General features: G+C 72.7%; 21 protein-coding genes. 15 read left to right on the top strand and 6 right to left on the bottom strand.

From position 1 onward, the window contains the following. Position 1: 1 nt before the first annotated feature. On the bottom strand, positions 2–1,333 hold the full coding sequence (hemA, locus tag MFF21_RS01410) for a 5-aminolevulinate synthase (protein WP_283206500.1): 1,332 nt from the start codon (positions 1,331–1,333) through the stop codon (positions 2–4). 298 nt (positions 1,334–1,631) lie between these two features. On the opposite strand from hemA, the gene MFF21_RS01405 reads away from it, so the two are divergent. Both MFF21_RS01405 and murA read left to right on the top strand, forming a co-directional pair. Then, the gene (locus MFF21_RS01405) at positions 1,632–1,805 is read left to right on the top strand and encodes a hypothetical protein (protein ID WP_238309395.1); all 174 of its coding nucleotides are present in this window, start codon (positions 1,632–1,634) and stop codon (positions 1,803–1,805) included. A 130-nt stretch (positions 1,806–1,935) separates the two neighbouring features. Beyond that, positions 1,936–3,225 carry a UDP-N-acetylglucosamine 1-carboxyvinyltransferase gene (murA, locus tag MFF21_RS01400; protein WP_238309394.1) on the top strand — a complete coding sequence of 430 codons (1,290 nt, stop codon included), beginning with the start codon at positions 1,936–1,938 and terminating at the stop codon, positions 3,223–3,225. Between the two features lie 57 nt (positions 3,226–3,282). Here the strand turns inward: murA and MFF21_RS01395 are convergent, their stop codons facing one another. Further along, positions 3,283–3,573, bottom strand: a complete 291-nt coding sequence (locus MFF21_RS01395) for a hypothetical protein (protein ID WP_238309393.1) — start codon at positions 3,571–3,573, stop codon at positions 3,283–3,285. A 244-nt stretch (positions 3,574–3,817) separates the two neighbouring features. Here MFF21_RS01395 and MFF21_RS01390 point away from each other — a divergent pair, with 244 nt between their 5' ends. The 4 genes from MFF21_RS01390 to MFF21_RS01375 all read left to right on the top strand — a co-directional run bounded on the left by MFF21_RS01390 (position 3,818) and on the right by MFF21_RS01375 (position 6,733). Beyond that, positions 3,818–4,297 carry a DUF2948 family protein gene (locus MFF21_RS01390; RefSeq protein ID WP_238309636.1) on the top strand — a complete coding sequence of 160 codons (480 nt, stop codon included), beginning with the start codon at positions 3,818–3,820 and terminating at the stop codon, positions 4,295–4,297. Between the two features lie 34 nt (positions 4,298–4,331). Beyond that, positions 4,332–5,627 (top strand): histidinol dehydrogenase, encoded by a 1,296-nt coding sequence (gene hisD, locus MFF21_RS01385; RefSeq protein ID WP_238309392.1) that lies wholly within the window; start codon positions 4,332–4,334, stop codon positions 5,625–5,627. A gap of 65 nt (positions 5,628–5,692) precedes the next feature. Then, on the top strand, positions 5,693–6,199 hold the full coding sequence (locus tag MFF21_RS01380) for a UPF0262 family protein (protein WP_238309391.1): 507 nt from the start codon (positions 5,693–5,695) through the stop codon (positions 6,197–6,199). Positions 6,200–6,259: 60 nt separating this feature from the next. Next, positions 6,260–6,733: an arsenate-mycothiol transferase ArsC gene (locus MFF21_RS01375; RefSeq protein ID WP_238309390.1), complete on the top strand. Its 474-nt coding sequence runs from the start codon at positions 6,260–6,262 to the stop codon at positions 6,731–6,733. Here the strand turns inward: MFF21_RS01375 and MFF21_RS01370 are convergent. Next, positions 6,723–7,580 (bottom strand): C40 family peptidase, encoded by an 858-nt coding sequence (locus MFF21_RS01370; protein WP_238309389.1) that lies wholly within the window; start codon positions 7,578–7,580, stop codon positions 6,723–6,725. The genes MFF21_RS01375 and MFF21_RS01370 overlap by 11 nt on opposite strands. A gap of 187 nt (positions 7,581–7,767) precedes the next feature. Between MFF21_RS01370 and MFF21_RS01365 the strand changes: the two genes are divergently transcribed. Further along, complete coding sequence (locus tag MFF21_RS01365) at positions 7,768–8,106, top strand: hypothetical protein (RefSeq protein ID WP_373324879.1); 339 nt, start codon at positions 7,768–7,770, stop codon at positions 8,104–8,106. Positions 8,107–8,112: 6 nt separating this feature from the next. Here MFF21_RS01365 and MFF21_RS01360 read toward each other — a convergent pair whose 3' ends face one another. Together MFF21_RS01360 and MFF21_RS01355 are read right to left on the bottom strand one after the other, a co-directional pair. Then, entirely contained in the window at positions 8,113–8,799 is a 687-nt protein-coding gene (locus MFF21_RS01360) for an SDR family oxidoreductase (protein WP_238309387.1), read from the bottom strand. Between the two features lie 152 nt (positions 8,800–8,951). After that, positions 8,952–9,668: an MgtC/SapB family protein gene (locus MFF21_RS01355; protein ID WP_238309386.1), complete on the bottom strand. Its 717-nt coding sequence runs from the start codon at positions 9,666–9,668 to the stop codon at positions 8,952–8,954. A gap of 235 nt (positions 9,669–9,903) precedes the next feature. Here MFF21_RS01355 and MFF21_RS01350 point away from each other — a divergent pair, with 235 nt between their 5' ends. The 8 genes from MFF21_RS01350 to MFF21_RS01315 all read left to right on the top strand — a co-directional run bounded on the left by MFF21_RS01350 (position 9,904) and on the right by MFF21_RS01315 (position 17,706). Next, positions 9,904–10,902, top strand: coding sequence for an AAA family ATPase (locus tag MFF21_RS01350; protein ID WP_373324895.1), 999 nt, complete (start codon positions 9,904–9,906; stop codon positions 10,900–10,902). Positions 10,903–10,916: 14 nt separating this feature from the next. Next, positions 10,917–11,843: a DUF58 domain-containing protein gene (locus tag MFF21_RS01345; RefSeq protein ID WP_238309385.1), complete on the top strand. Its 927-nt coding sequence runs from the start codon at positions 10,917–10,919 to the stop codon at positions 11,841–11,843. A 39-nt stretch (positions 11,844–11,882) separates the two neighbouring features. Next, the gene (locus tag MFF21_RS01340) at positions 11,883–12,338 is read left to right on the top strand and encodes a DUF4381 domain-containing protein (protein WP_238309384.1); all 456 of its coding nucleotides are present in this window, start codon (positions 11,883–11,885) and stop codon (positions 12,336–12,338) included. Between the two features lie 4 nt (positions 12,339–12,342). Beyond that, the gene (locus tag MFF21_RS01335) at positions 12,343–13,365 is read left to right on the top strand and encodes a VWA domain-containing protein (protein WP_373324878.1); all 1,023 of its coding nucleotides are present in this window, start codon (positions 12,343–12,345) and stop codon (positions 13,363–13,365) included. Between the two features lie 7 nt (positions 13,366–13,372). Then, on the top strand, positions 13,373–14,299 hold the full coding sequence (locus MFF21_RS01330) for a vWA domain-containing protein (RefSeq protein WP_238309383.1): 927 nt from the start codon (positions 13,373–13,375) through the stop codon (positions 14,297–14,299). Positions 14,300–14,309: 10 nt separating this feature from the next. Next, the gene (locus MFF21_RS01325; RefSeq protein WP_238309633.1) at positions 14,310–15,239 is read left to right on the top strand and encodes a tetratricopeptide repeat protein; all 930 of its coding nucleotides are present in this window, start codon (positions 14,310–14,312) and stop codon (positions 15,237–15,239) included. Next, on the top strand, positions 15,233–16,507 hold the full coding sequence (locus MFF21_RS01320) for a hypothetical protein (protein ID WP_238309382.1): 1,275 nt from the start codon (positions 15,233–15,235) through the stop codon (positions 16,505–16,507). The genes MFF21_RS01325 and MFF21_RS01320 overlap by 7 nt, the downstream gene beginning before the upstream one ends. A gap of 110 nt (positions 16,508–16,617) precedes the next feature. Next, positions 16,618–17,706: a catalase family protein gene (locus MFF21_RS01315; protein WP_238309381.1), complete on the top strand. Its 1,089-nt coding sequence runs from the start codon at positions 16,618–16,620 to the stop codon at positions 17,704–17,706. Here the strand turns inward: MFF21_RS01315 and MFF21_RS01310 are convergent. Further along, positions 17,703–18,875: an aminotransferase class I/II-fold pyridoxal phosphate-dependent enzyme gene (locus MFF21_RS01310; protein WP_238309380.1), complete on the bottom strand. Its 1,173-nt coding sequence runs from the start codon at positions 18,873–18,875 to the stop codon at positions 17,703–17,705. The two genes, MFF21_RS01315 and MFF21_RS01310, sit on opposite strands and share 4 nt — an antisense overlap. Between the last annotated feature and the right edge of the window lie 15 nt (positions 18,876–18,890).

The following is an 18,890-nucleotide window of genomic DNA, read 5'->3' as shown; positions in this document are numbered from 1 at the left end:
CTCACTCCGCCGCGGCGGCGAAGATCGTGCCGGCGCGGGGCAGGTCCAGGGTGTTCCAGGTCTCGACCAGGGCGTCCGTCAGGGTCGCGATGCGGGCGTCGTCGTGGAACGGCGTCGGCGTGATGCGCAGGCGCTCGGTGCCCCGGGGCACGGTCGGGTAGTTGATCGGCTGGATGTAGATGCCGTGGCGCTCCAGCAGGTGGTCGGCGGCCGCCTTGCACAGCTCCGCGTCGCCCACCATCACCGGCACGATATGCGTCTCGGTCGGCAGCACCGGCAGGCCGGCGGCGTCGAGGGCGGCCTTGGTCTTGGCCGCCTGGCGCTGATGCGCCGCGCGCTCCGCTTGGGAATGCTTGAGGTAGCGCACCGAGGCGCGGGCCGCCGCGGCGATGGCCGGGGGCAGGGCGGTGGTGAAGATGAAGCCGGCCGCATGGCTGCGCACCGCGTCGCAGAGCGCCGCCGAGCCGGTGATGTAGCCGCCGACGCAGCCATAGCCCTTGGCCAGCGTGCCCTCGATCACGTCGACCCGGTGCATCACGCCGTCGCGCTCGGCGATGCCGGCGCCGCGGTCGCCGTAGAGGCCGACCGCATGCACCTCGTCGATATAGGTCATGGCGCCGTAGCGGTCGGCGAGGTCGCAGATCGCCGCGATCGGCGCCACGTCGCCGTCCATCGAGTAGACGGATTCGAACACGATCAGCTTCGGCCGGTCGCCGGCCTCGACCAGCAGCTGCTCCAGATGGCCGAGATCGTTGTGGCGGAAGACGCGCTTCTCGCAGCCCGACTGGCGCACGCCCTCGATCATCGAGTTGTGGTTGAAGGCGTCCGACAGGATCAGGCAGTTCGGGATCAGCTTGGCGATCGTGGCGATGCCGGTCTGGTTCGAGACATAGCCCGAGGTGAAGACGAGGCCCGCCTCCTTGCCGTGCAGGTCGGCGAGCTCGCGCTCGAGATCCACCAGCGGCGAGGTGTTGCCGGCGATGTTGCGGGTGCCGCCCGCGCCGACGCCGCAGCGGGCGGCGGTCTCGGTCATGGCGCCGACCACCTCCGGATGCTGGCCCATGCCGAGATAGTCGTTGGAGCACCACACGGTGATCTCGCGGGTGCCGCCATCCGACTTGCGCCAGCGGGCCTGCGGGAACTGGCCGGCGATGCGCTCGATATCGGCGAAGACGCGGTAGCGCCGCTCGCTGTGCAGGCGGTTCATGGCCGTGGCGAAAAAGCGCTCGTAGTCGAGCTTGGGCGCCGGGTTGGCGCAATCTTTGCGTGTTCCGCCGGCAGCCGAGAGTGTCTCGATCCTGTCGGTCTTTGCGGGCATCCGATCCACGGGCATCCGTCCTCGACGCATGTGCTGGCCGCCGGCTCCGAGTGAACCGTCGGGTTCAAGTCTGCGGTCCCGCTCTCGCTTGTTCGAGAGCATCCGGCTTCGAGCCGCTCTCTCCCGCGACTCCCTTCCGTGCGGTCACCGAAACGGCCTCACACCATTCCAACGACGGAGCGACAGGATACAGACCGATCTGGAATTGGTTCAAGGTGAGTTCGAGACATTCCTGCTTTGCACCCGTTGTGACGGACGGGCAAAGCCGGTATCCGCGCCTGGGACGATGGGTCGCGCGATCACGGATGCGCGGATGAGCGACGAGAACCGGGACAAACGTCCGGACGCCCGCGGCGACCGGCTCAAGGCGGCCCTGCGCGACAACCTGAGGCGCCGCAAGGACCAGGCCCGCGGCCGATCCGAGGAGCCGGGGGAGGCCGTCGCCGAAGCGCACCGCCCGGGGAAGCCGACACCCGGCGCATGCTGAGTCGCGCCGTCCCCTTTCCGCCAAATCCGGCCTATACGTGGCCGTTCGCCTCGGCGCTCCCGCGCCGGGAGGATTGCAGGAACGCGCCGGCCTGAAGCCGAGAGGCCGAGCCGGCGCCCGAAGGATCGACATGGACCGCATCCACATCACCGGCGGGGCGAAGCTCAACGGGGTCATTCCGATCTCGGGCGCCAAGAACGCCGCGCTGCCCCTCATGATCGCGAGCCTGCTGACCGGCGAGACGCTGGAGCTCGTCAACGTGCCCCGGCTCGCCGACATCACGGCGCTGACCCGCATCCTCGGCAATCACGGCGTCGATCAGATGGTGGTGGGCAAGCGGCCCGGGCAGACCACCGAGACCGGCCAGACCATCCGGCTGACCGCCTCGAACGTCATCGACACCACCGCGCCCTACGAGCTCGTTTCGACCATGCGGGCGAGCTTCTGGGTGGTGGCGCCGCTGCTCGCCCGCTTCGGCGAGGCCAAGGTCTCCCTGCCCGGCGGCTGCGCCATCGGCACGCGGCCGGTGGACCTGCTGATCATGGCGCTGGAGAAGCTCGGCGCGCAGATCGAGATCGACGGCGGCTACGTGGTCGCGAAGACCAAGAACGGCCTGCGCGGCGGCGAGATCAGCTTCCCGAAGGTCACGGTCGGCGGCACCCACGTGGCCCTCATGGCCGCCGCGCTCGCCTACGGCACCACGGTGATCGAGAATGCCGCCCGCGAGCCGGAGGTGGTCGATCTGGCCGAGTGCCTCATCAAGATGGGCGCGCGTATCAAGGGCGCCGGCACGCCGCGCATCGAGATCGAGGGCGTGGCGCGCCTGCACGGGGCCCGCCACGAGGTCCTGCCCGACCGGATCGAGACCGGCACCTACGCCATGGCCGTGGCGATGACGGGCGGCGACGTGGTGCTGGAGAACACCCGCGCCGACCTCCTGCACGCGGCCCTCGACGTGCTCGCGACCACGGGGGCCGAGATCACCCCGGTGCCGGACGGGATCCGGGTGCGCCGCAACGGCGCCGGCATCGCCGCGGTCGACGTGACCACCGATCCGTTCCCGGGCTTCCCGACCGACCTGCAGGCGCAGTTCATGGCGCTGATGACCCTCGCCAAGGGCTCCTCGCGCATCCGCGAGACCATCTTCGAGAACCGCTTCATGCATGTGCAGGAACTCGCCCGCCTCGGTGCGCGGATCCGGCTCGACGGCGACGCGGCCATCGTCGAGGGCGTGGAGCGGCTGAAGGGTGCCCCGGTGATGGCCACCGACCTGCGCGCCTCGGTCTCCCTGGTGATCGCCGGGCTGGCGGCGGAGGGCGAGACCCAGATCAACCGGGTCTATCACCTCGACCGCGGCTTCGAGGCGCTGGAGGCCAAGCTCGGCCGCTGCGGCGCCCGGATCGAGCGCGTGCGGGTCTGACCCGACACGCGAAGCCCCGCCCGATCGGATCGCGATCGGGCAGGGCTCCCGGACGTCTCAGTAGGCGGTGGCGCCGCGCTTCACCCCGAAGCCCGGGATGTCGCAGGCGCAGGACGAGTTCGGCGGCAGGGGCGGGGCCGGGCAGTTGCCGCGGGCGGTCACGCAGACGCTGCCGCCGCCGCGCCAGCGCCGGCGGGGCGGCGGGGGACGATCGTCATCGTCCTCGTCGCGATAGTAGCGCGGCGGCGGCGGCCGGTCGTAACCGTAATCCCGATAATACTGCGCGCTCGCGGGCACCGCCGTCGCGAGGGTGACCGCGGCCGTTGCCGCCAGCACGAAGCGCTTCACCGCCCAAACTCCCTAATTGGTGGCTGATCCGGCTCCCCGGATATCGACCGGGAGATGAACGCGGACTGAGAGGCCAAGGTTCGCCGGAAAAGTCAGGTTCGCGCCCCGCGTCGGTCCGGCCCGGTCGCGCGGCGCGCCCCTGCCCCGCTCATCGGCGGTTGCCGTGGGCACATGCGCTCGCTACCTGATGCGCCGACGCCCCGTGGCGTCGCCCGTCAGCCGCCTCCCCGAGCCGCGACCCGCCATGGAGCTCCTGAAGCTCGCAGCCCTCGACGCCGAGGACCTCGCCGTCATCTCCGCCCATCTCCAGGACGCCGTCCTGCAGCGGGGGGACATGACCTGGCTTCCCGCGCAGCGCCGCTTCGTGCTGGTCGCCCGCCGCTTCGACTGGGCCGCGCCCGAGGGCACGCCCCCGCGCCGCCGGCTCACCGGCCTGCATTTCGAGCGCGTGCTCGGCGTGAAGGCCAGGGGCTTGGCGCCGGACAACCCCTCCGCGGAGCCCCTCGAACTGCTCGCGATCACCTTCGAGCCGGGGGATCCGCCCTCCGGCTGCGCCACCCTGGTCTTCGCCGGGGGCGCGGCGATCCGGCTCGATCTCGAATGCATCGAGGTGCGCATGCGCGATCTCGGCCCGGTCTGGGAGGCGGAGGGCCGCCCGGACCACGAAGCCGAGGCCGCCGGCCGCATCGCCCTCCAGGATGGCCTTCAGGGCAACGCCCGATGAGCCGTCTCCCCCTCTCCTGCCCCGGTCCACGTCCATGATCCGCCTCGATTCCCGCGATTCCGGTTTCGCGGAAGGCTTCCGCCGCCTGCTCAGCGTCAAGCGCGAGATCGCCGAGGACGTGGACGAGACCGTGCGCGGCATCATCGCCGGCGTGGTCTCCGGGGGCGACGCGGCCCTCGTCGACTACACCCGCCGCTTCGACCGCCTGGGCGAGGATTTCTCCCCCGCCCGCCTGCGGGTGACCCCGGACGAGGTCGAGGCGGCGGTGGCTGCCTGCCCGGCCGAGGCGCGGGCCGCCCTGGCCCTCGCCGCCGAGCGGATCGAGACCTATCACCGCGCCCAGGTGCCCGGCGATCACCTCGCCACCGACGATCTCGGCGTGACCGCCGGCTGGCGCTGGACCGCCCTCGAATCCGTCGGCCTCTACGTGCCCGGCGGCACGGCGAGCTACCCCTCCTCGGTGCTGATGAATGCCGTGCCGGCGCGCGTCGCCGGCGTGCCGCGCATCGTCATGGTGGTGCCGACGCCGGAGGGGCAGCTCAACCCGCTGGTGCTCGCCGCCGCCAAGCTCGCCGGCATCGACGAGATCTACCGGGTCGGCGGCGCCCAGGCCGTGGCGGCCCTGGCCTACGGCACGGAGACGATCGCGCCGGTCGCCAAGATCGTGGGGCCGGGCAACGCCTATGTCGCGGCCGCCAAGCGGCGCGTCTTCGGCCAGGTCGGCATCGACATGATCGCCGGCCCCTCCGAGGTGCTGATCCTGGCCGACGGGGCGGCCAACCCCGACTGGATCGCCGCCGACCTCCTCGCCCAGGCCGAGCACGACACCGCGGCCCAGGCCATCCTCATCACCGATTCGGATGCGCTGGCGCGCAGCGCCGAGGAGGCGGTGGAACGGGCCCTGACCACCCTGCCCCGCGCCGAGATCGCCCGGGCGAGCTGGCGGGATTACGGCGCCATCATCCGCGTCGAGAGCTTCGAGCAGGCGATCCCCCTCGTCGACCAGCTCGCCCCGGAGCATCTGGAGATCGAGACCGAGGAGGCCGAGGCCCTGGCGGCCCGGATCCGCAATGCCGGCGCGATCTTCCTCGGCGCCCACACGCCGGAGGCGATCGGCGATTATGTCGGCGGCCCGAATCACGTGCTGCCCACTGCCCGCTCGGCCCGCTTCTCCTCCGGACTCGGCGTGCTCGACTTTATGAAGCGCACCTCGATCCTGCGTTGCGACCCGGCCGCCCTGCGGGCGTTGGGGCCGGCCGCGATCGCCCTCGGGCGCTCGGAAGGTCTGGACGGGCACGCGCGCTCGGTCGCGATCCGGCTCAATCTCTGACAAGACGCTCCGACATGAGGGGCGGGGGTTCGCCCCCCGTGCAGATACGGTAGAAGGCCAGCACGATGACGGCCGAAGCGGACAAGGAAGCGGGGGCGAGCGAGCGGTCCAGGAACCGCCTCGTGGCGGTGAGCCTCGACGAGGGCTCCATCGCCCGGGGCAACCGCGACCAGGAGCACGAGCGCGCCATCGCGATCTTCGACATCCTCGAAGAGAACGTCTTCGTGGTGCCGGGCCAGGAAGGGCCCTATGCGCTCAATCTCGGCCTCGTCGAGAACAAGCTCTCCTTCGCCATCACCCGGGAGAGCGGCGAGCCGGTGATGACCCACCTGCTCTCGCTCACCCCGTTCCGGCGGGTGATCCGCGACTACGAAATGATCTGCGAGAGCTATTTCAACGCCATCCGAACCGCCTCCCCGACGCAGATCGAGGCGATCGACATGGGTCGCCGCGGCCTGCACAACGAGGCGTCCGAGCTCCTGCGGCAGCGGCTCGAAGGCAAGGTCGATCTCGACCACGACACCGCCCGGCGCCTGTTCACCTTGGTCTTCGCCTTGCACTGGAAGGGATGAGGCACGCCATGACGCGGCCTCTCGCTCGGCCCGCTTTTCCCTGAGGCCGCAGGACCAGGAATGGCGGAGGCGCTCACACCGGACGGCCCGGCCCGAAAGCGGCGGGTTCAGTCCGTTCTGTTCATGTGCAACTTCAACGCCGTGCGCTCGCTCGCGGCGGAGGCGATCGCGCGCCATTATTTCGGCAAGTCGATCTACGTGCAGTCTGCGGGCGTGCGCTCGGGCGAGCCGCGCGATCCCTTCATGGTTGCGGCCCTCGACGAGATCGGCATCGATGCCTCCCGCCACAAGCCGCGCACGGTCGAGGACCTGGAGGAGTGGGAGGGCCTGAACTTCGACCTGATCATCACCCTGGCGCCGGAGGCTCATCACCGGGCCCTCGAACTGACCCGGACGCTCGCCGCCGATGTCGAGTACTGGCCGACGCCCGATCCGACGGTGCTGCAGGAGGGCTCCCGCGAGCAGCGCCTCGACGGCTACCGCGACGTGCGCGACGGGCTGATCTTCCGCATCAAGAGCCGGCTCAAGGGCTGATCCGGCGCATCCCGGTCACGGGGCCGTAGCTCTTCACCCGGATGCGCTCCATGGCGAGGGCCAGGGGCTCGACCGTCACGGCCATGTGGTGGCCGTTGGCGTGGATCAGGCGGGTCGCGTCGAGCATCAGGCCGACATGGCCCTTCCAGAACACGAGGTCGCCCCGGCGCAGGGCGTCCGGCTCCAGGGGCAGGGCGGTGCCGAGGCCGCGCTCCTGCTGGTCGGCGTCGCGGGGGCAGGGCAGGCCGGCCATCAGCAGCGACAATTGCACGAGGCCCGAGCAGTCGAGGCCGAGGCTGGTGCGCCCGCCCCAGAGATAGGGCGTGCCTTCGAGGCGCTCGGCCGTGGCCGCGAAGTCGGCTTCGAAGCCGTCGAGGCCGCCTGCATGGCCGGCGAAGACGTAGCCGCCCCCCGAAAGCGTGAGATAGTCGCCCGCTGTATCGACCGCCGTCAGGCAGGCGCCGAGGCTCAGATGCGCCAGCGGGGGCCGCTTCAGGTCGGGCTCCGGATAGATGAAGGTCCGCAGGGCCTTGATCCGGTGGGTCGGCTCCGGATCCGCGGGCCCGAGGGCCGCCTCCGCGAGATAGCCGACATAGCCGTCGCGCTCCTGCTGCACATAGGCGAAGCCGTCGCGGGTCTCGTAGACCGTGACGGGGTCCCCCATCACCGCTTCGGTGTCGACCGCCGCATCGGCCCGCGGCGCCCGCCGCAGGGGCGTGGAGGGCAGGACGACCCGGCGCGGCTGCCCTTCGACATAGCGCGCGGCCTCGACCACGCCGCGCAGCCGCGCATCGGCGAGGTCGGGACGGGCGGGCGTCAGGCGGGGATCGCGCGTGTCGTTCGACATCTTCCGGGCTTAAGGCTTCACCGAAATCCGGACAACCGGGTGGCCCCTCGTGGGTTGCCGGAGGAGAGCGGCGGGTCTTCCCGGAGCGCGGCAGCCGTGCAAGCCGCGCATCGGGCTTGCGCGTGATGCGCTGCACAATCGGGTTGGTCCGTCCTATGCTTGGCACATGATGACCGCGAGGCGTGCCGTGAAGAATCCGCCCAAGAGCTTCCAGGATCTGCCGCCGATCCGCGTGCGGCGCGAGCCCCCCACCGTGGAGGAGGCCGTTGCCGCGGCCCAGGATCTCGCGGACGACACCGAGCAGCAGGTCGAGATCGCGGCGGGCCTGATCGGTCTGCCCGTCGACGAAGTGCGCCCGCACGTCCTCGAGGCGGCCAAGGCCAAGGCGAAGCCGGAACGGGCGCCCGAGCGGATCATGACGCCGGGCAATCCCAGCCGGGGGCCGCGCACGGTCATCGTGGAGCGCCGGGCGCGGCCGACCGTGGTGGTGGAGCGGCGCGGGCGTCCGATCGAGCCGCGCCGCTGACCGCACTCACCAGGGCAGCGTCTCACCCCGATAGTCGAGATAAAGGCAGCCCTTCTCCCCGAGCCGGCGCTCGATGATGTCCGCCATCCCGGTCACGCTGGTTTCCACGTCGATATCCGCCCCCGGGCCGCCCATGTCGGTGCGCACCCAGCCCGGATGCAGCAGCAGCACGCCGAAGCCGTCCTCGCGGTGCCGGACCTCGAAGCTGCGGGCATAGGTGTTGAGCGCCGCCTTGCTCGCCCGGTAATTCTCCCAATCCCCGCTCTCGTTCAGGGCGACGCTGCCGAGGATCGAGCTCATGAAGGCGAGGGTGCCGTTCGGGGCCACGGAGCCTGCGAACACCTCGGCGAAGCGCAGGGGGCTGACCGCGTTGGTCTGGTAGACCTGGGAGGTGACCGCCCGGGGCACGGTGTGGATCGGATCGTGGGCCTGGGTCGCCACGCCGGCCACCACGAAGATCAGGTCGAAGCGCTGGCCGGCCAGACGCTCGTGCAGGGCGGCCACGGAAGCGTCGTCGTCGATGTCGGCGGTCTCCACCGACAGGGCGGGTGCCGCGATCCGTCCCAACTCGGGCGAGGGCTTGCGCTGGGTCGCGGTGACCCGCCAGCCGCGTTTGAGGAAGGTCTCGACGAGGCCGAGACCGAGGCCGCGCGAGGCCCCGACGATGAGCGCGCTCTTCTGCGAGGATGCCATGTCATCTCTCCTGCGGCCGCGGGATCAAGGACCCGGCCGCAGCGGGCGAAGTCGGGCCCGCCGCAGCGGCCGGAAAGAGGCTCCCCTGCGCACAGGTGCGCGGGCGCACATGGTCCAGGGATGAAATTTCGGAGCGACGCCGGTCCGATCGCTCAGTCGCCCGCGCGCACCGACCAGGTCGCGTGGCGGATGCCGGGAGCGGCCGCGAGGGCCGTGGTGACGGCATCGAGCTCCTCGCCCTCGACCGCCCGCGCCGTCAGCGTCGCGACCACCTCGACGACCTCCTCGCCGCGTTCCTCCACCTCGACGCTGCCCACGGGGTAGTTCGCGGCCTCCAGCCGCTCCACGAGCAGGTCGCGGGCCGGGCCGGCGGCCTCCGCGTCCGTGGTGACCTGGACCTCGTAGGTCGCCTCCGTCTGGCTCTCGTCGATCGGGATGCGATCGATCAGGTTGACGAGGGGGCGCAGCAGCGTGTTGCCGGCGAGCACCGCCGCGGTGACGAAGATCGCCTCCAGGGGCAGGTCCGCCCCCGCGAACGAGCCGACCGCGGCCGAGCACCAGAGGGTGGCGGCGGTGTTGAGGCCGCGCACATTGGTGCCCTCCTTCATGATCACGCCGGCGCCGAGAAAGCCGATGCCGGAGATCACGTAGGCAACCGTGCGCACGGCGCCGTCCCCGCCGGTCAACCGCATGCCGAGATCGACGAAGGCCGAGGCGCCGACCGCCACCAGCACGGCTGTGCGCAGGCCCGCGGTGCGCTGCCGGAACTGGCGCTCCGCCCCGATCAGCGTGCCGAGGCCGAAGGCGACGACGAGGCTGATCGCGGAATTGACGGCTTCGGGCGTCGGGATCGGGAAGGGGCCGGGCATCCAGGGCTCATAATCGAGCGTTCGTGACGTTTCCGTGATGGTGTTGCGATCGTTCGGGGACGGTGCGGGCGGCGGGGGTGCCGAGGCAAATTGCCCGGGTTTCGCCGACGGGATTGACGCCCGGGCGGGGCAGCAGGCACACCGGCTAACCTATGGATCGCCTAAGAATCCATACCGAGGAGACGTTCATGAAGCGGGACTTCGTCCCCCATCGGGAGACGCGCGCGTGAGCGGCGTGGGCCTGGCGCCGCGCGCCGTCGCGCCCTCCCCCGCCGCCGAGGATCCGCGGGCGCGCGTCCTCGCCCTGCGCGAGGGGCTGGAGCACGGCCTGATCGGGGCGCACAAGCTCGTCGAGCGCCTGCTGATCGGCCTCCTGAGCGGCGGCCACCTGCTGATCGAGGGCGCGCCGGGTCTCGCCAAGACCCGCGCGGTCAAGCGCCTGTCGGACGGGCTCGACGGCTCCTTCGCCCGCGTCCAGTGCACGCCGGACCTGATGCCGGCCGACCTCACCGGCACCACGGTGTGGCGCCAGGATGCCGGCACCTTCGAGTTCCTGCCCGGCCCCCTGTTCCACTCCCTGATCCTGGTGGACGAGGTGAACCGCGCCCCGCCCAAGGTGCAGTCGGCCCTGCTCGAATCCATGGCCGAGGGCCAGATCACGGTGGCGGGCCACACCCACGCCCTGCCCGATCCCTTCATGGTGGTGGCGACCCAGAACCCGATCGAGCATGCGGGCACCTTCCCCCTGCCCGAGGCCCAGCTCGACCGCTTCCTACTCCACGTCGTGGTCGAGATGCCGGACGAGGCGAGCGAGCGGCGCATCCTCGACCTCGTCGAGGGCGAGCTGAACCACCATGCCGAGGCGATGCCGGTGAAGCTCTCCCTGGCGGAGATCCGGGCGGCCCGCGAGGCGGCGCTCGCCACCTATGTCTCGCCGGCCCTCAAGGACTATCTCGTGCGGCTCGTCGCCGGCACCCGCACCGACGCGGTCGCGCCGGAACTGCGCGCGGCGATCGAGCATCCCGCCTCCCCCCGCGGCACCCTCGCCCTGATGGTGGCCGGCAAGGCCCGGGCTTATCTGGCGGGCCGCGACCACGTCATCCCGGAGGACGTGGCGGAGCTCGCCGCCGACGCCCTCGCCCACCGCATCGGCCTCACCTGGCGGGCGGCGGCGGAGGGGCGCACCACCCGCGGCATCATCCAGGGGCTCGTCGAGCGGACCCGGGCGCTCTGAGGCGGGACGCGTCCATGTCCGCCGCCCCCGCCCCCGCCGACGATCCCCTCCTCGCCCCCGGGGTCCATCTGTCCGGCGAGGTGCTGATGGGCCTGCGCCATCTCGCCCGGCGCGGCGTGTCCCCGGCGACCCGCACCCTGGCCGGCCTGCCCGGCGGCATCGTCACGCGCAAGCGCGGCCGCGGCTCCGAGCCCGACGACGTGCGGCTCTGGTCGGAGGGCGACGACCGGCGCCACATCGACCGCAACGCCACGGCGCGCACGGGCATCCTGCATGTCCGCACCCATCACGACGAGCGCGACCGGGCGGTGGTGCTCCTCGCCGATTTCCGGCCCTCCATGCTGTTCGGGACGCGGCGGGCCCTGCGCTCCGTCGCGGCGGCGGAGGCCCTCGCCCTGCTCGGCTGGCGCATCGTCGGCGATGGCGGCCGCATCGGCCTGATCGCGGCGGGCCTCGGGGAGCCCGCGGTGATCCGCCCGGCCGGGGGCGAGCGGGCGATGACGGCGGTCACCGGCGCCCTCGCCCAGGCCCATGCCCGGGCCCTGGCCGCGTCCGAGCGGGCCGACCCGCCGCTTTCGGAGAGTCTCACCCTGGCCGGCAGCCTGCTGCCCTCCGGCGGCCATCTCGTCGTCGCCAGTGCCTTCGATGCCCCTGGTCCCGATTTCGACCCGCTGCTCACGGCTCTGGCTGAGCGGCTCTCGATCAGCGCCCTCGTGGTCAGCGACGCCTTCGAGCGGGACCGCCCGGCCGGCTTCTACCCCTTCGCCACGCCGGACGGGGCGCGCGGCACCCTCCAGGCCCGCGGCCGCGCGGCGGCGAACGGGCTGGAGGAGCGCCTGCTCGATCTGCATCGCCGGGGCGTCGAAGGCCTGCGCATCGATGCGGAGGCCGGTCCGGAGAGCTACGCCCCGCTGATGGAGCGGCTCGATGCCGTGCTCTGAGATGTCGTCCTCCGAGGCGCCTTCGCCGGGCGGGCAGCCGTGACGCCCGCGCCCGATCTCTCCGCCCTGCGCGGCCTGCACCTGCCCACCGGCGGCACCGGCATACAGGGGGCGGTCGTGGCCGCCATCGCCGCCGGCTTCGCCCTCGCCCTGCTCGTCGGGCTGGTGCGGGCCCTGCAGGCGCGCCGCAGCGCTTCCCTGCGCCGGGCGGCCCTGCGGGAGCTCGCCCGAACCGCCGCCCTGGAGCCCGAAGCCCGGCGCGTGGCCCAGGCCCGGCTGCTGCGCCGGGTCGTGCGCTCGCTGAAAGGGGAGGCGGCCGCCGCGAGCCGCGGGGAGGCCTGGGCCTCCATCCTGGACCAGACCTTCGCCACCACCTTCTTCAGCCGGGGCGGCGGCCGCCTCCTCGTGGAGGGGCTCTATCGCCGGTCGGCCGCCGCGGATTCCTCCGCCCTCGATGCCGAGCTCGGCCGGCTCTTCGCCAAGATCCGGGCCTGACGCCATGTTCGCCCTGCCCGCCTGGCTCTCCGCCGCCCTCTCCGCCTTCGATCTCGCCGCGCCCCTCGCGCTGCTGCTCCTGCCCCTGCCCCTGATCGCCGCGCGGCTGATGCCGGCGGAGCGCGAGGGCGGCAGCGGCGCGCTCCTGGTGCCGCCGACCCTCGTCGGTGGGGCCGAGCGCGGCGCCGGCCTGGTCGCCCGCGGCCGCGGCCGGGCCTGGCTGCTTTGGATCCTGTGGATCGCCCTGGCCGTGGCGCTCGCCGGGCCGCGCCTGGTCCTGCCCGCGAGCGCCCTGCCCGCCTCCGGCCGGGAGATCATCCTCGCCCTCGACCTCTCGGGCAGCATGGAGCGCAAGGATTTCTCCCTCGACGGCGAAACCGTGAGCCGGCTGGAGGCGGTCAAGCGCGTGGGCGCTGGCTTCATCCGGGCGCGGGCGGGGGACCGGATCGGCCTCGTGCAATTCGCCAACGAGGCCTATGTCGCCGCCGCGCCGACCTTCGACACCGCCGCCGTCGCCCACGCTCTGGAGGAGGCGACGATCGGCCTGGTCGGCCGCTCCACCGGCATCGGCGACGGCCTCGGCCTCGCCCTGAAGCGGCTCAGCGCCGGCAAGCCCGGCGCGGAGGAGGGCGCTCCGGTCAAGGACAAGGTCGTGGTGCTGCTCTCGGACGGGGCCAACAATGCCGGCCAGACCCTGCCGCGGGACGTGGCGGCGCTGGCCAAGGAGGTCGGCGTGCGCATCTACACGATCGCCCTCGGCCCGCGGGACATGGACGACAACCCGGACGGCGAGCAGGACGTGGTCGACGCGCAGACCCTGCGTGAGATGGCCGAGGTCAGCGGCGGCAAGGCCTTCCGCGTGAAGACGACGGACGATCTCCAGGACGTGGCCGGCGCCATCGACACCCTGGAGGGCGGGCGCGCCGCCGCGCCGCCCGTGCCCCTGCGGCGCGACCTCTGGACCTGGCCCGCCGCCCTCGCCTTCCTCTGCGCCTGCGGGCTGCTCGCCACGCGGCGGGCACGGTGAGGCGGACATGACCCTCGACGCCTTCGCCCTCCTCCGCCCGCTCTGGCTCGTCGCCCTGCCCGTCGTGGCGGTGCTGGTCCTGCGCGCGGCCTGGCGCTCGGCCCCGCTGGGCGACTGGAGCAAGGCGGTCGATCCCGCCCTGATGGCGCTCCTCGCCCGGCGCGGGGCGGTGCTGGGCGGGCGCCGGCAGGCGAACCTCGCTGCCGGTCTCCTCGCCGCCGTGATCGCCATGGCCCTGACCGGCCCGGCGGTCGAGCGGCCGGAGGCGGCGGCCTTCCGCAACCTCGACGCCACCGTGGTCGTGCTCGACCTGTCCCGCTCCGTCACCGAGGGCGGCCGCTTCCGGGACGCCCGGCAGGCGGCGGAGTCGGTGGGGCAGGCGGCGGGCACCCGCTCCGTGGCGGTGGTGATCTATGCCGGCGACGCCTATCTCGCCGCCTCCCCGACGACCGACCGCGACAGCCTCGGCACCATGCTGTTCGCCCTCGACGCCGACACCATCCCCGACCGGGGCACGCATCCCGAGCGCGGCCTCGCCCTGGCCCGCCGGACGCTGGCCGAGGCCAACGTGGTCGCCGCGGACGTCGTGCTGATCAGCGACGGGGACGGCGTTGGCCAGGCCGCCGAGCGCGAGGCGCAGGCGATCCGGGCCAAGGGTTGGCACCTGCACACCCTGTTCGTGCCGGCTTCCCGCCCCCTGCCCCCGGGCGCCCCCCAGCCCGACGCGGCGGCGCTGGGCCGGCTCGCGAGCGCGGGCGGCGGCCGGGCCGCCGATGTCGACGCCCCCGGCCCCGTGCTCGACCGGGTCGGCGCCAGCACGGCCCAGCATCTCGCCGCCGGCGGCTACAGCGTGCTCGCCTTCGCCGATCTCGGCCGCTGGCTGCTGCTCGCCGCCCTGATCCCGGCTCTGATCCTCTTCCGCAGGAGCGCCTGAGATGGTCGCGATGCCGGATCGGCGCAGCTTCGCGGGCGCTGTCCCCTTCGGGGTCCCGCCTCTGGCCGGTCTCTCCCGGCGCTGGCGCCGCCATGCCCGGCTCGCCGGCCTCGTCCTGGCGGGCGCGGGCATCCTCGGCCTGAGCCTGGTCTCGGAGCCGCGCACCGGGCTCGGCCGCGCCCTGATGGGGCTCGGCCTGCCCGGGCTCGCCGCCGCGGTCATCACCGATCCGGCCTGGCGCGGCCCCGCCCTCTACGAGGCCGGCCGCTACGAGGCGGCAGCGGTCCTGTTCCGGGAGCAGGGCAAGCGTGGCCGCTACAATCTCGGCAACGCGCTGGCCCGTTCCGGGGATTTCCCGGGGGCGCTTGCGGCCTATGACGAGGCCCTGTCCTTCAACCCGCGCGACGGGGACGCGCAGGCCAACCGCTCCCTGATCGCCAAGCTGATGGAAGAGCCGATCGACCGCGGCAAGGGCGGCGGCCTCGCCAACGGCACCGCGCAATACGGCGCCCGCTACAACAACACCACGAACCAGGACCAGAACGACGACATCAACGCCGCCTCGAGCGGCGAGGGGCTCGCCGGCAACAAGGAGGCGAGCGCCAGCGCCTCCCTGCCCGGCAACAGCAAGGTCGCCCGCCGCGGCAAGGCCGAGCAGCAATCGATCGATTCCGGCAAGGGCGAGGCCCGCGGTTCGGCGAGCGACGCCGCCGGGCGCGGCCGCACCGGCGCCGGCTCAGCCATGGTCGCCGCCGCCCCCGAGCGGGAGGCGCGGCGCGTCACCAAGAGCTTCGAGGCGCACGAGATCCATCCCGACCGGCTCTGGCTGCAGACCCTGCCCGACGATCCCGGCCGCTTCCTGAAGCTGCGCATCAAGGCCGAGCAGACCCGCCGCATCGAGGCGGGCACCGCGATCCCCGGAGGCAGCAATCCATGGTGAGGCTCGCCCGGCTGCTCCTGGTCCTGGTCGCGCTGCTCGCCGCCGCGCCGGGCGCCCGCGCCCTCGACGAGGGCGACCTCGGCCTCACGGTGACGCCGGAGGTGGGCGGCAACGCCACGCCCTATGCCCGGGAGATGGTGCTGCTGCATCTGCGCGGCGTCTACCGCACCCAGATCCTGCTGGAGGAGGTGATCCAGCCGACGCTGACCAACTTCTCCTGGACTCAGCTCGGCCGGGACAGCTGGTCGCGCACGCGGATGCCGGACGGGCAGATGGCGCTGCAATTCGAGCGCACCGTCGCCATCTTCGCCCACCATGCCGGCGACTTCACCCTCGAGCCTTTCGTCCACAAGCTGACGATCAACGACAACGGCGAGCGCAAGGTGGTGGAGGTGCGCTCCGCCCCGACCGCCCTGCCCGTGGCAACCTGGACGCAGCCGACCGGCGGCCCGGAGGTCCCCGAGCCCTGGTGGCTCGCCGCCCGCGACGTCAGCATCACCGACAGCTGGGACCCGGATCCGGAGACCCTGAAGGTCGGCGCCACCGCCCGCCGCATCGTCACCCTGGAGGCCCAGGGCGTGCTGGCCGAGGGCCTGCCGCCCCGCCCGGTCATGCGCACCCGCGGCATCGTCACCTTCTCCGGCCCGGTGAAGCGCGAGACCATCGTCACCCCGCAGGGGCCGGTGGCCCGGGCGACCTATCAATGGGACATCCGCCCCGGCGTGCCGGAGGCGATCCCGCTGGACGCCATCCAGATCCCCTGGTTCGACACCGTGTCCCGGGTGATGCGGGAGGCGGAGATCCCCGCCCGCCAGATCGGCGGCGGCCTGGTCGACCGCGAGGAGAACCTGACGCCGGTCGCCTCCGCCTCCTGGGGCGTGGTGCTGGCCGCGGGGCTCGTCGCTTTCGGGCTCGGGCTGCTTCTCGTCGGTATCGTGCCCGGACGCGGGCGGCTGCGCCTCGACGGCGCCCTGCGGCGGCGCCTGAGCCGGGCCGCCGCTTCGGGGGACGCGACCGGCTTCCGCGCCACCCTGGCCCAGGCCCAGCAGGCCGAGCCGGCGCTGGCCGCCTGCTGGCAGGCCGATTCCGCCCTCGCCGCGCCGCTCGCCGCCCTCGACGCCCATGTCTACGGCACCGGCCGCGCACCGGCGCCCGACCTGCCGGCCCTCGCCCGCCGCCTCGCCCGCCCGTGCCGGACCCCTGCCGACCCGCTGGCCCCCGCACCGAAGCTCGCGCCCCTCGACGGCTACCGGCCGGCCTCCGGCTGAGGCGGGTTCGGGCGAGGGGATGCGCCCCCGACCGAGGGGAACATGGATTGTGCGCAATCGTTGGGGTGTCCAGGCCGGTCTTTGCCGGTCGCAGCCCAGCGGAGGCCAGCTTGCGCGCGAAACCGATCCCGTTCGATCCCGCCATCGAGGAGCCGAAGCCCGACGAGGCGGAGACCCATGCGCGGATGCGGGAGACCTTCGCCAAGATCCAGGGCATCACCTTCAAGGATTACGGCCACGCCGTGCGCGGGGTCCACGCCAAGAGCCATGGCCTGCTGATCGGCCGCCTCGACGTGCTGGGCGGCCTGCCGCCGGAACTGGCCCAGGGCGCCTTCGCCACCCCCGGCGCCCATGACGTGGTGCTGCGCTTCTCCACCAATCCCGGCGACATCCTCGACGACAGCGTGTCGACGCCCCGGGGCCTCGCCATCAAGATCATGGGCGTGTCCGGCCCGCGCCTGCCGGATGCCGAGGGCACCACGCAGGATTTCGTGATGGCGAATGCGCCCGCCTTCACGGCCCCGGACGCGGCCTCCTTCCTCAGGAACCTGAAGCTGCTGGCGGCCACCACCGACACGCCGCAGATCTTCAAGAAGGCCTTCTCCGCCCTGATGCGCGGGATCGAGACCGTGCTGGAGAGCGTCGGCACCCAGAGCCCGACGGTGATCGCGCTGGGCGGCCATCCCGAGACGCATATCCTCGGCGAGACCTTCTACAGTCAGGCGCCCCTGCGCTGGGGCGACTATGTCGCCAAGGTCGCGGTCGCCCCCGTCTCCCCGAACCTGACCGCCCTGACCGACGCGCCCCTCGACGTGAACGGCAAGCCCAACGGGCTGCGCGATGCCGTCACCGCCTTCTTCGCCGGGAACGAGGGCGTCTGGGAGCTGCGGGCGCAGCTGCGTACCGCCGCGACGATGCCGGTCGAGGACGCTTCGAAGCCCTGGTCGGAGACGGAGAGCCCCTACCTTGCCGTCGCCCGGATCACCGTGCCGCGCCAGGAAGCCTGGAGCGAAGCCCGCTCCAAGGCGATGGATGACGGCCTCGCCTTCAACCCCTGGCACGGGCTCACCGCCCACAAGCCCCTCGGCTCGATCATGCGCGCACGCCGCTCAATCTATCCCGCCTCGTCCGGCTTCCGGGCCGAGCATAATGGCTGCCCGATCCACCAACCGCGGGCGGCTTCAGAAATAGCCGGCTAATCGAAGCTTGATCGGGCGGTTTGGTGTGGGTTGGGGGTCTCTGTCCTGAGCTCGGCCAGCGCCTGGGCTAGGGCATCGACCTGGCCCTCGTCATGGGCGGCGGAGAAGGCCACCCGCAGGCGGGCCGTGTCCTTCGGCACGGTCGGCGGCCGGATCGCCACGACGAGGAAGCCGCGCGCCTCCAGGGCGCGGGACAAGGTGAGCGCCTCCTCCGCTGCGCCGACCATGACCGGCACGATTGGGCTCTGCGCCGGCGGGAGCCCGAGCCTGTCCGTGAAGCGGCGGGCCAGCGCGAGCGGCCGAGCGGTGCGCTCCGGCTCGGCCTCGACGATCTCCAGGGCCGCTAGCGCGGCGGCGGCGGAGGCCGGGGGTAGGCCGGTGGTGTAGACGAAGCTGCGGGCGCGGCTCGTCAGCAGGTCGATCACCGCTCGCGAGGCGCAGAGATAGCCGCCATAGGAGCCGAGCGTCTTCGACAGGGTGCCCATCTCCAGGGGTGCCCGCGCCCCGGGCTCGACCACGCCGAGGCCGTGGGCGTCGTCCACCAGGGTCCAGGCATCGTGCTCGGCCGCGATCGCCAGGATCGTCTCGATCGGCGCCCGGTCCCCGTCCATGCTGAAGATCCGCTCCGTCAGGATCAGGGCCCGCTTCGCCTTGCCTCGGCGGCGGCCGAGCAGTTCGGCGAGATGCGAAGGGTCGTTGTGGCGGAAGCGCAGCATCTCCGCGCCCGACAGCTTCACCCCCGAGAACAGGCAGGAATGGCCGAGCGCGTCGACAAGGACGAGGTCGCCCGGGCCGACGAGGCCTGAGACGATACCGAGATTGGCGAGATAGCCGCTGCCGAAGACAAGGGCCGCCTCCTTGCCCTTATGGGTGGCCAGCCGCTCCTCCAGGGCAACGAGGGGCGGGTGGTTGCCGGTGACGAGCCGCGCGGCCCCGGCCCCGGCGCCATAGCGCTCCAGCGCCGTGCGGCCCGCAGCGATCACGCGGGGATCCTGCGAGAGGCCGAGATAGTCGTTGCAGGAGAAAGAGATCAGCGCGCGTCCATCCCGCGTCGCGCGGCTCCTCGCGCCGCGCGCGGTCGGCACGAGCCGGCGGCGCAGGGAAGAGGCGTCGAGCGCGGCGAGCGATTCGCACGCGAAGGCGTCGAGGCTGGCAGCGGGATCTGACATGCCGTCTCACAGCGG

It is taken from the genome of Methylobacterium organophilum, assembly GCF_022179465.1.
In the GTDB taxonomy this organism is placed as follows: Bacteria; Pseudomonadota; Alphaproteobacteria; order Rhizobiales; family Beijerinckiaceae; genus Methylobacterium; species Methylobacterium organophilum.
This window is presented reverse-complemented; position numbering and strand designations above follow the sequence as displayed.

What these genes read in the sequence shown, in the direction of transcription:
- hemA (WP_283206500.1), bottom strand. Translation starts at nt 1,333, where the DNA reads ATGCCCGTGGATCGGATGCCCGCAAAGACCGACAGGATCGAGACACTC.
- MFF21_RS01405 (WP_238309395.1), top strand. Translation starts at nt 1,632, where the DNA reads ATGAGCGACGAGAACCGGGACAAACGTCCGGACGCCCGCGGCGACCGG.
- murA (WP_238309394.1), top strand. Translation starts at nt 1,936, where the DNA reads ATGGACCGCATCCACATCACCGGCGGGGCGAAGCTCAACGGGGTCATT.
- MFF21_RS01390 (WP_238309636.1), top strand. Translation starts at nt 3,818, where the DNA reads ATGGAGCTCCTGAAGCTCGCAGCCCTCGACGCCGAGGACCTCGCCGTC.
- hisD (WP_238309392.1), top strand. Translation starts at nt 4,332, where the DNA reads ATGATCCGCCTCGATTCCCGCGATTCCGGTTTCGCGGAAGGCTTCCGC.
- MFF21_RS01380 (WP_238309391.1), top strand. Translation starts at nt 5,693, where the DNA reads ATGACGGCCGAAGCGGACAAGGAAGCGGGGGCGAGCGAGCGGTCCAGG.
- MFF21_RS01375 (WP_238309390.1), top strand. Translation starts at nt 6,260, where the DNA reads ATGGCGGAGGCGCTCACACCGGACGGCCCGGCCCGAAAGCGGCGGGTT.
- MFF21_RS01370 (WP_238309389.1), bottom strand. Translation starts at nt 7,580, where the DNA reads ATGTCGAACGACACGCGCGATCCCCGCCTGACGCCCGCCCGTCCCGAC.
- MFF21_RS01360 (WP_238309387.1), bottom strand. Translation starts at nt 8,799, where the DNA reads ATGGCATCCTCGCAGAAGAGCGCGCTCATCGTCGGGGCCTCGCGCGGC.
- MFF21_RS01355 (WP_238309386.1), bottom strand. Translation starts at nt 9,668, where the DNA reads ATGCCCGGCCCCTTCCCGATCCCGACGCCCGAAGCCGTCAATTCCGCG.
- MFF21_RS01345 (WP_238309385.1), top strand. Translation starts at nt 10,917, where the DNA reads ATGTCCGCCGCCCCCGCCCCCGCCGACGATCCCCTCCTCGCCCCCGGG.
- MFF21_RS01335 (WP_373324878.1), top strand. Translation starts at nt 12,343, where the DNA reads ATGTTCGCCCTGCCCGCCTGGCTCTCCGCCGCCCTCTCCGCCTTCGAT.
- MFF21_RS01330 (WP_238309383.1), top strand. Translation starts at nt 13,373, where the DNA reads ATGACCCTCGACGCCTTCGCCCTCCTCCGCCCGCTCTGGCTCGTCGCC.
- MFF21_RS01325 (WP_238309633.1), top strand. Translation starts at nt 14,310, where the DNA reads ATGCCGGATCGGCGCAGCTTCGCGGGCGCTGTCCCCTTCGGGGTCCCG.
- MFF21_RS01320 (WP_238309382.1), top strand. Translation starts at nt 15,233, where the DNA reads ATGGTGAGGCTCGCCCGGCTGCTCCTGGTCCTGGTCGCGCTGCTCGCC.
- MFF21_RS01310 (WP_238309380.1), bottom strand. Translation starts at nt 18,875, where the DNA reads ATGTCAGATCCCGCTGCCAGCCTCGACGCCTTCGCGTGCGAATCGCTC.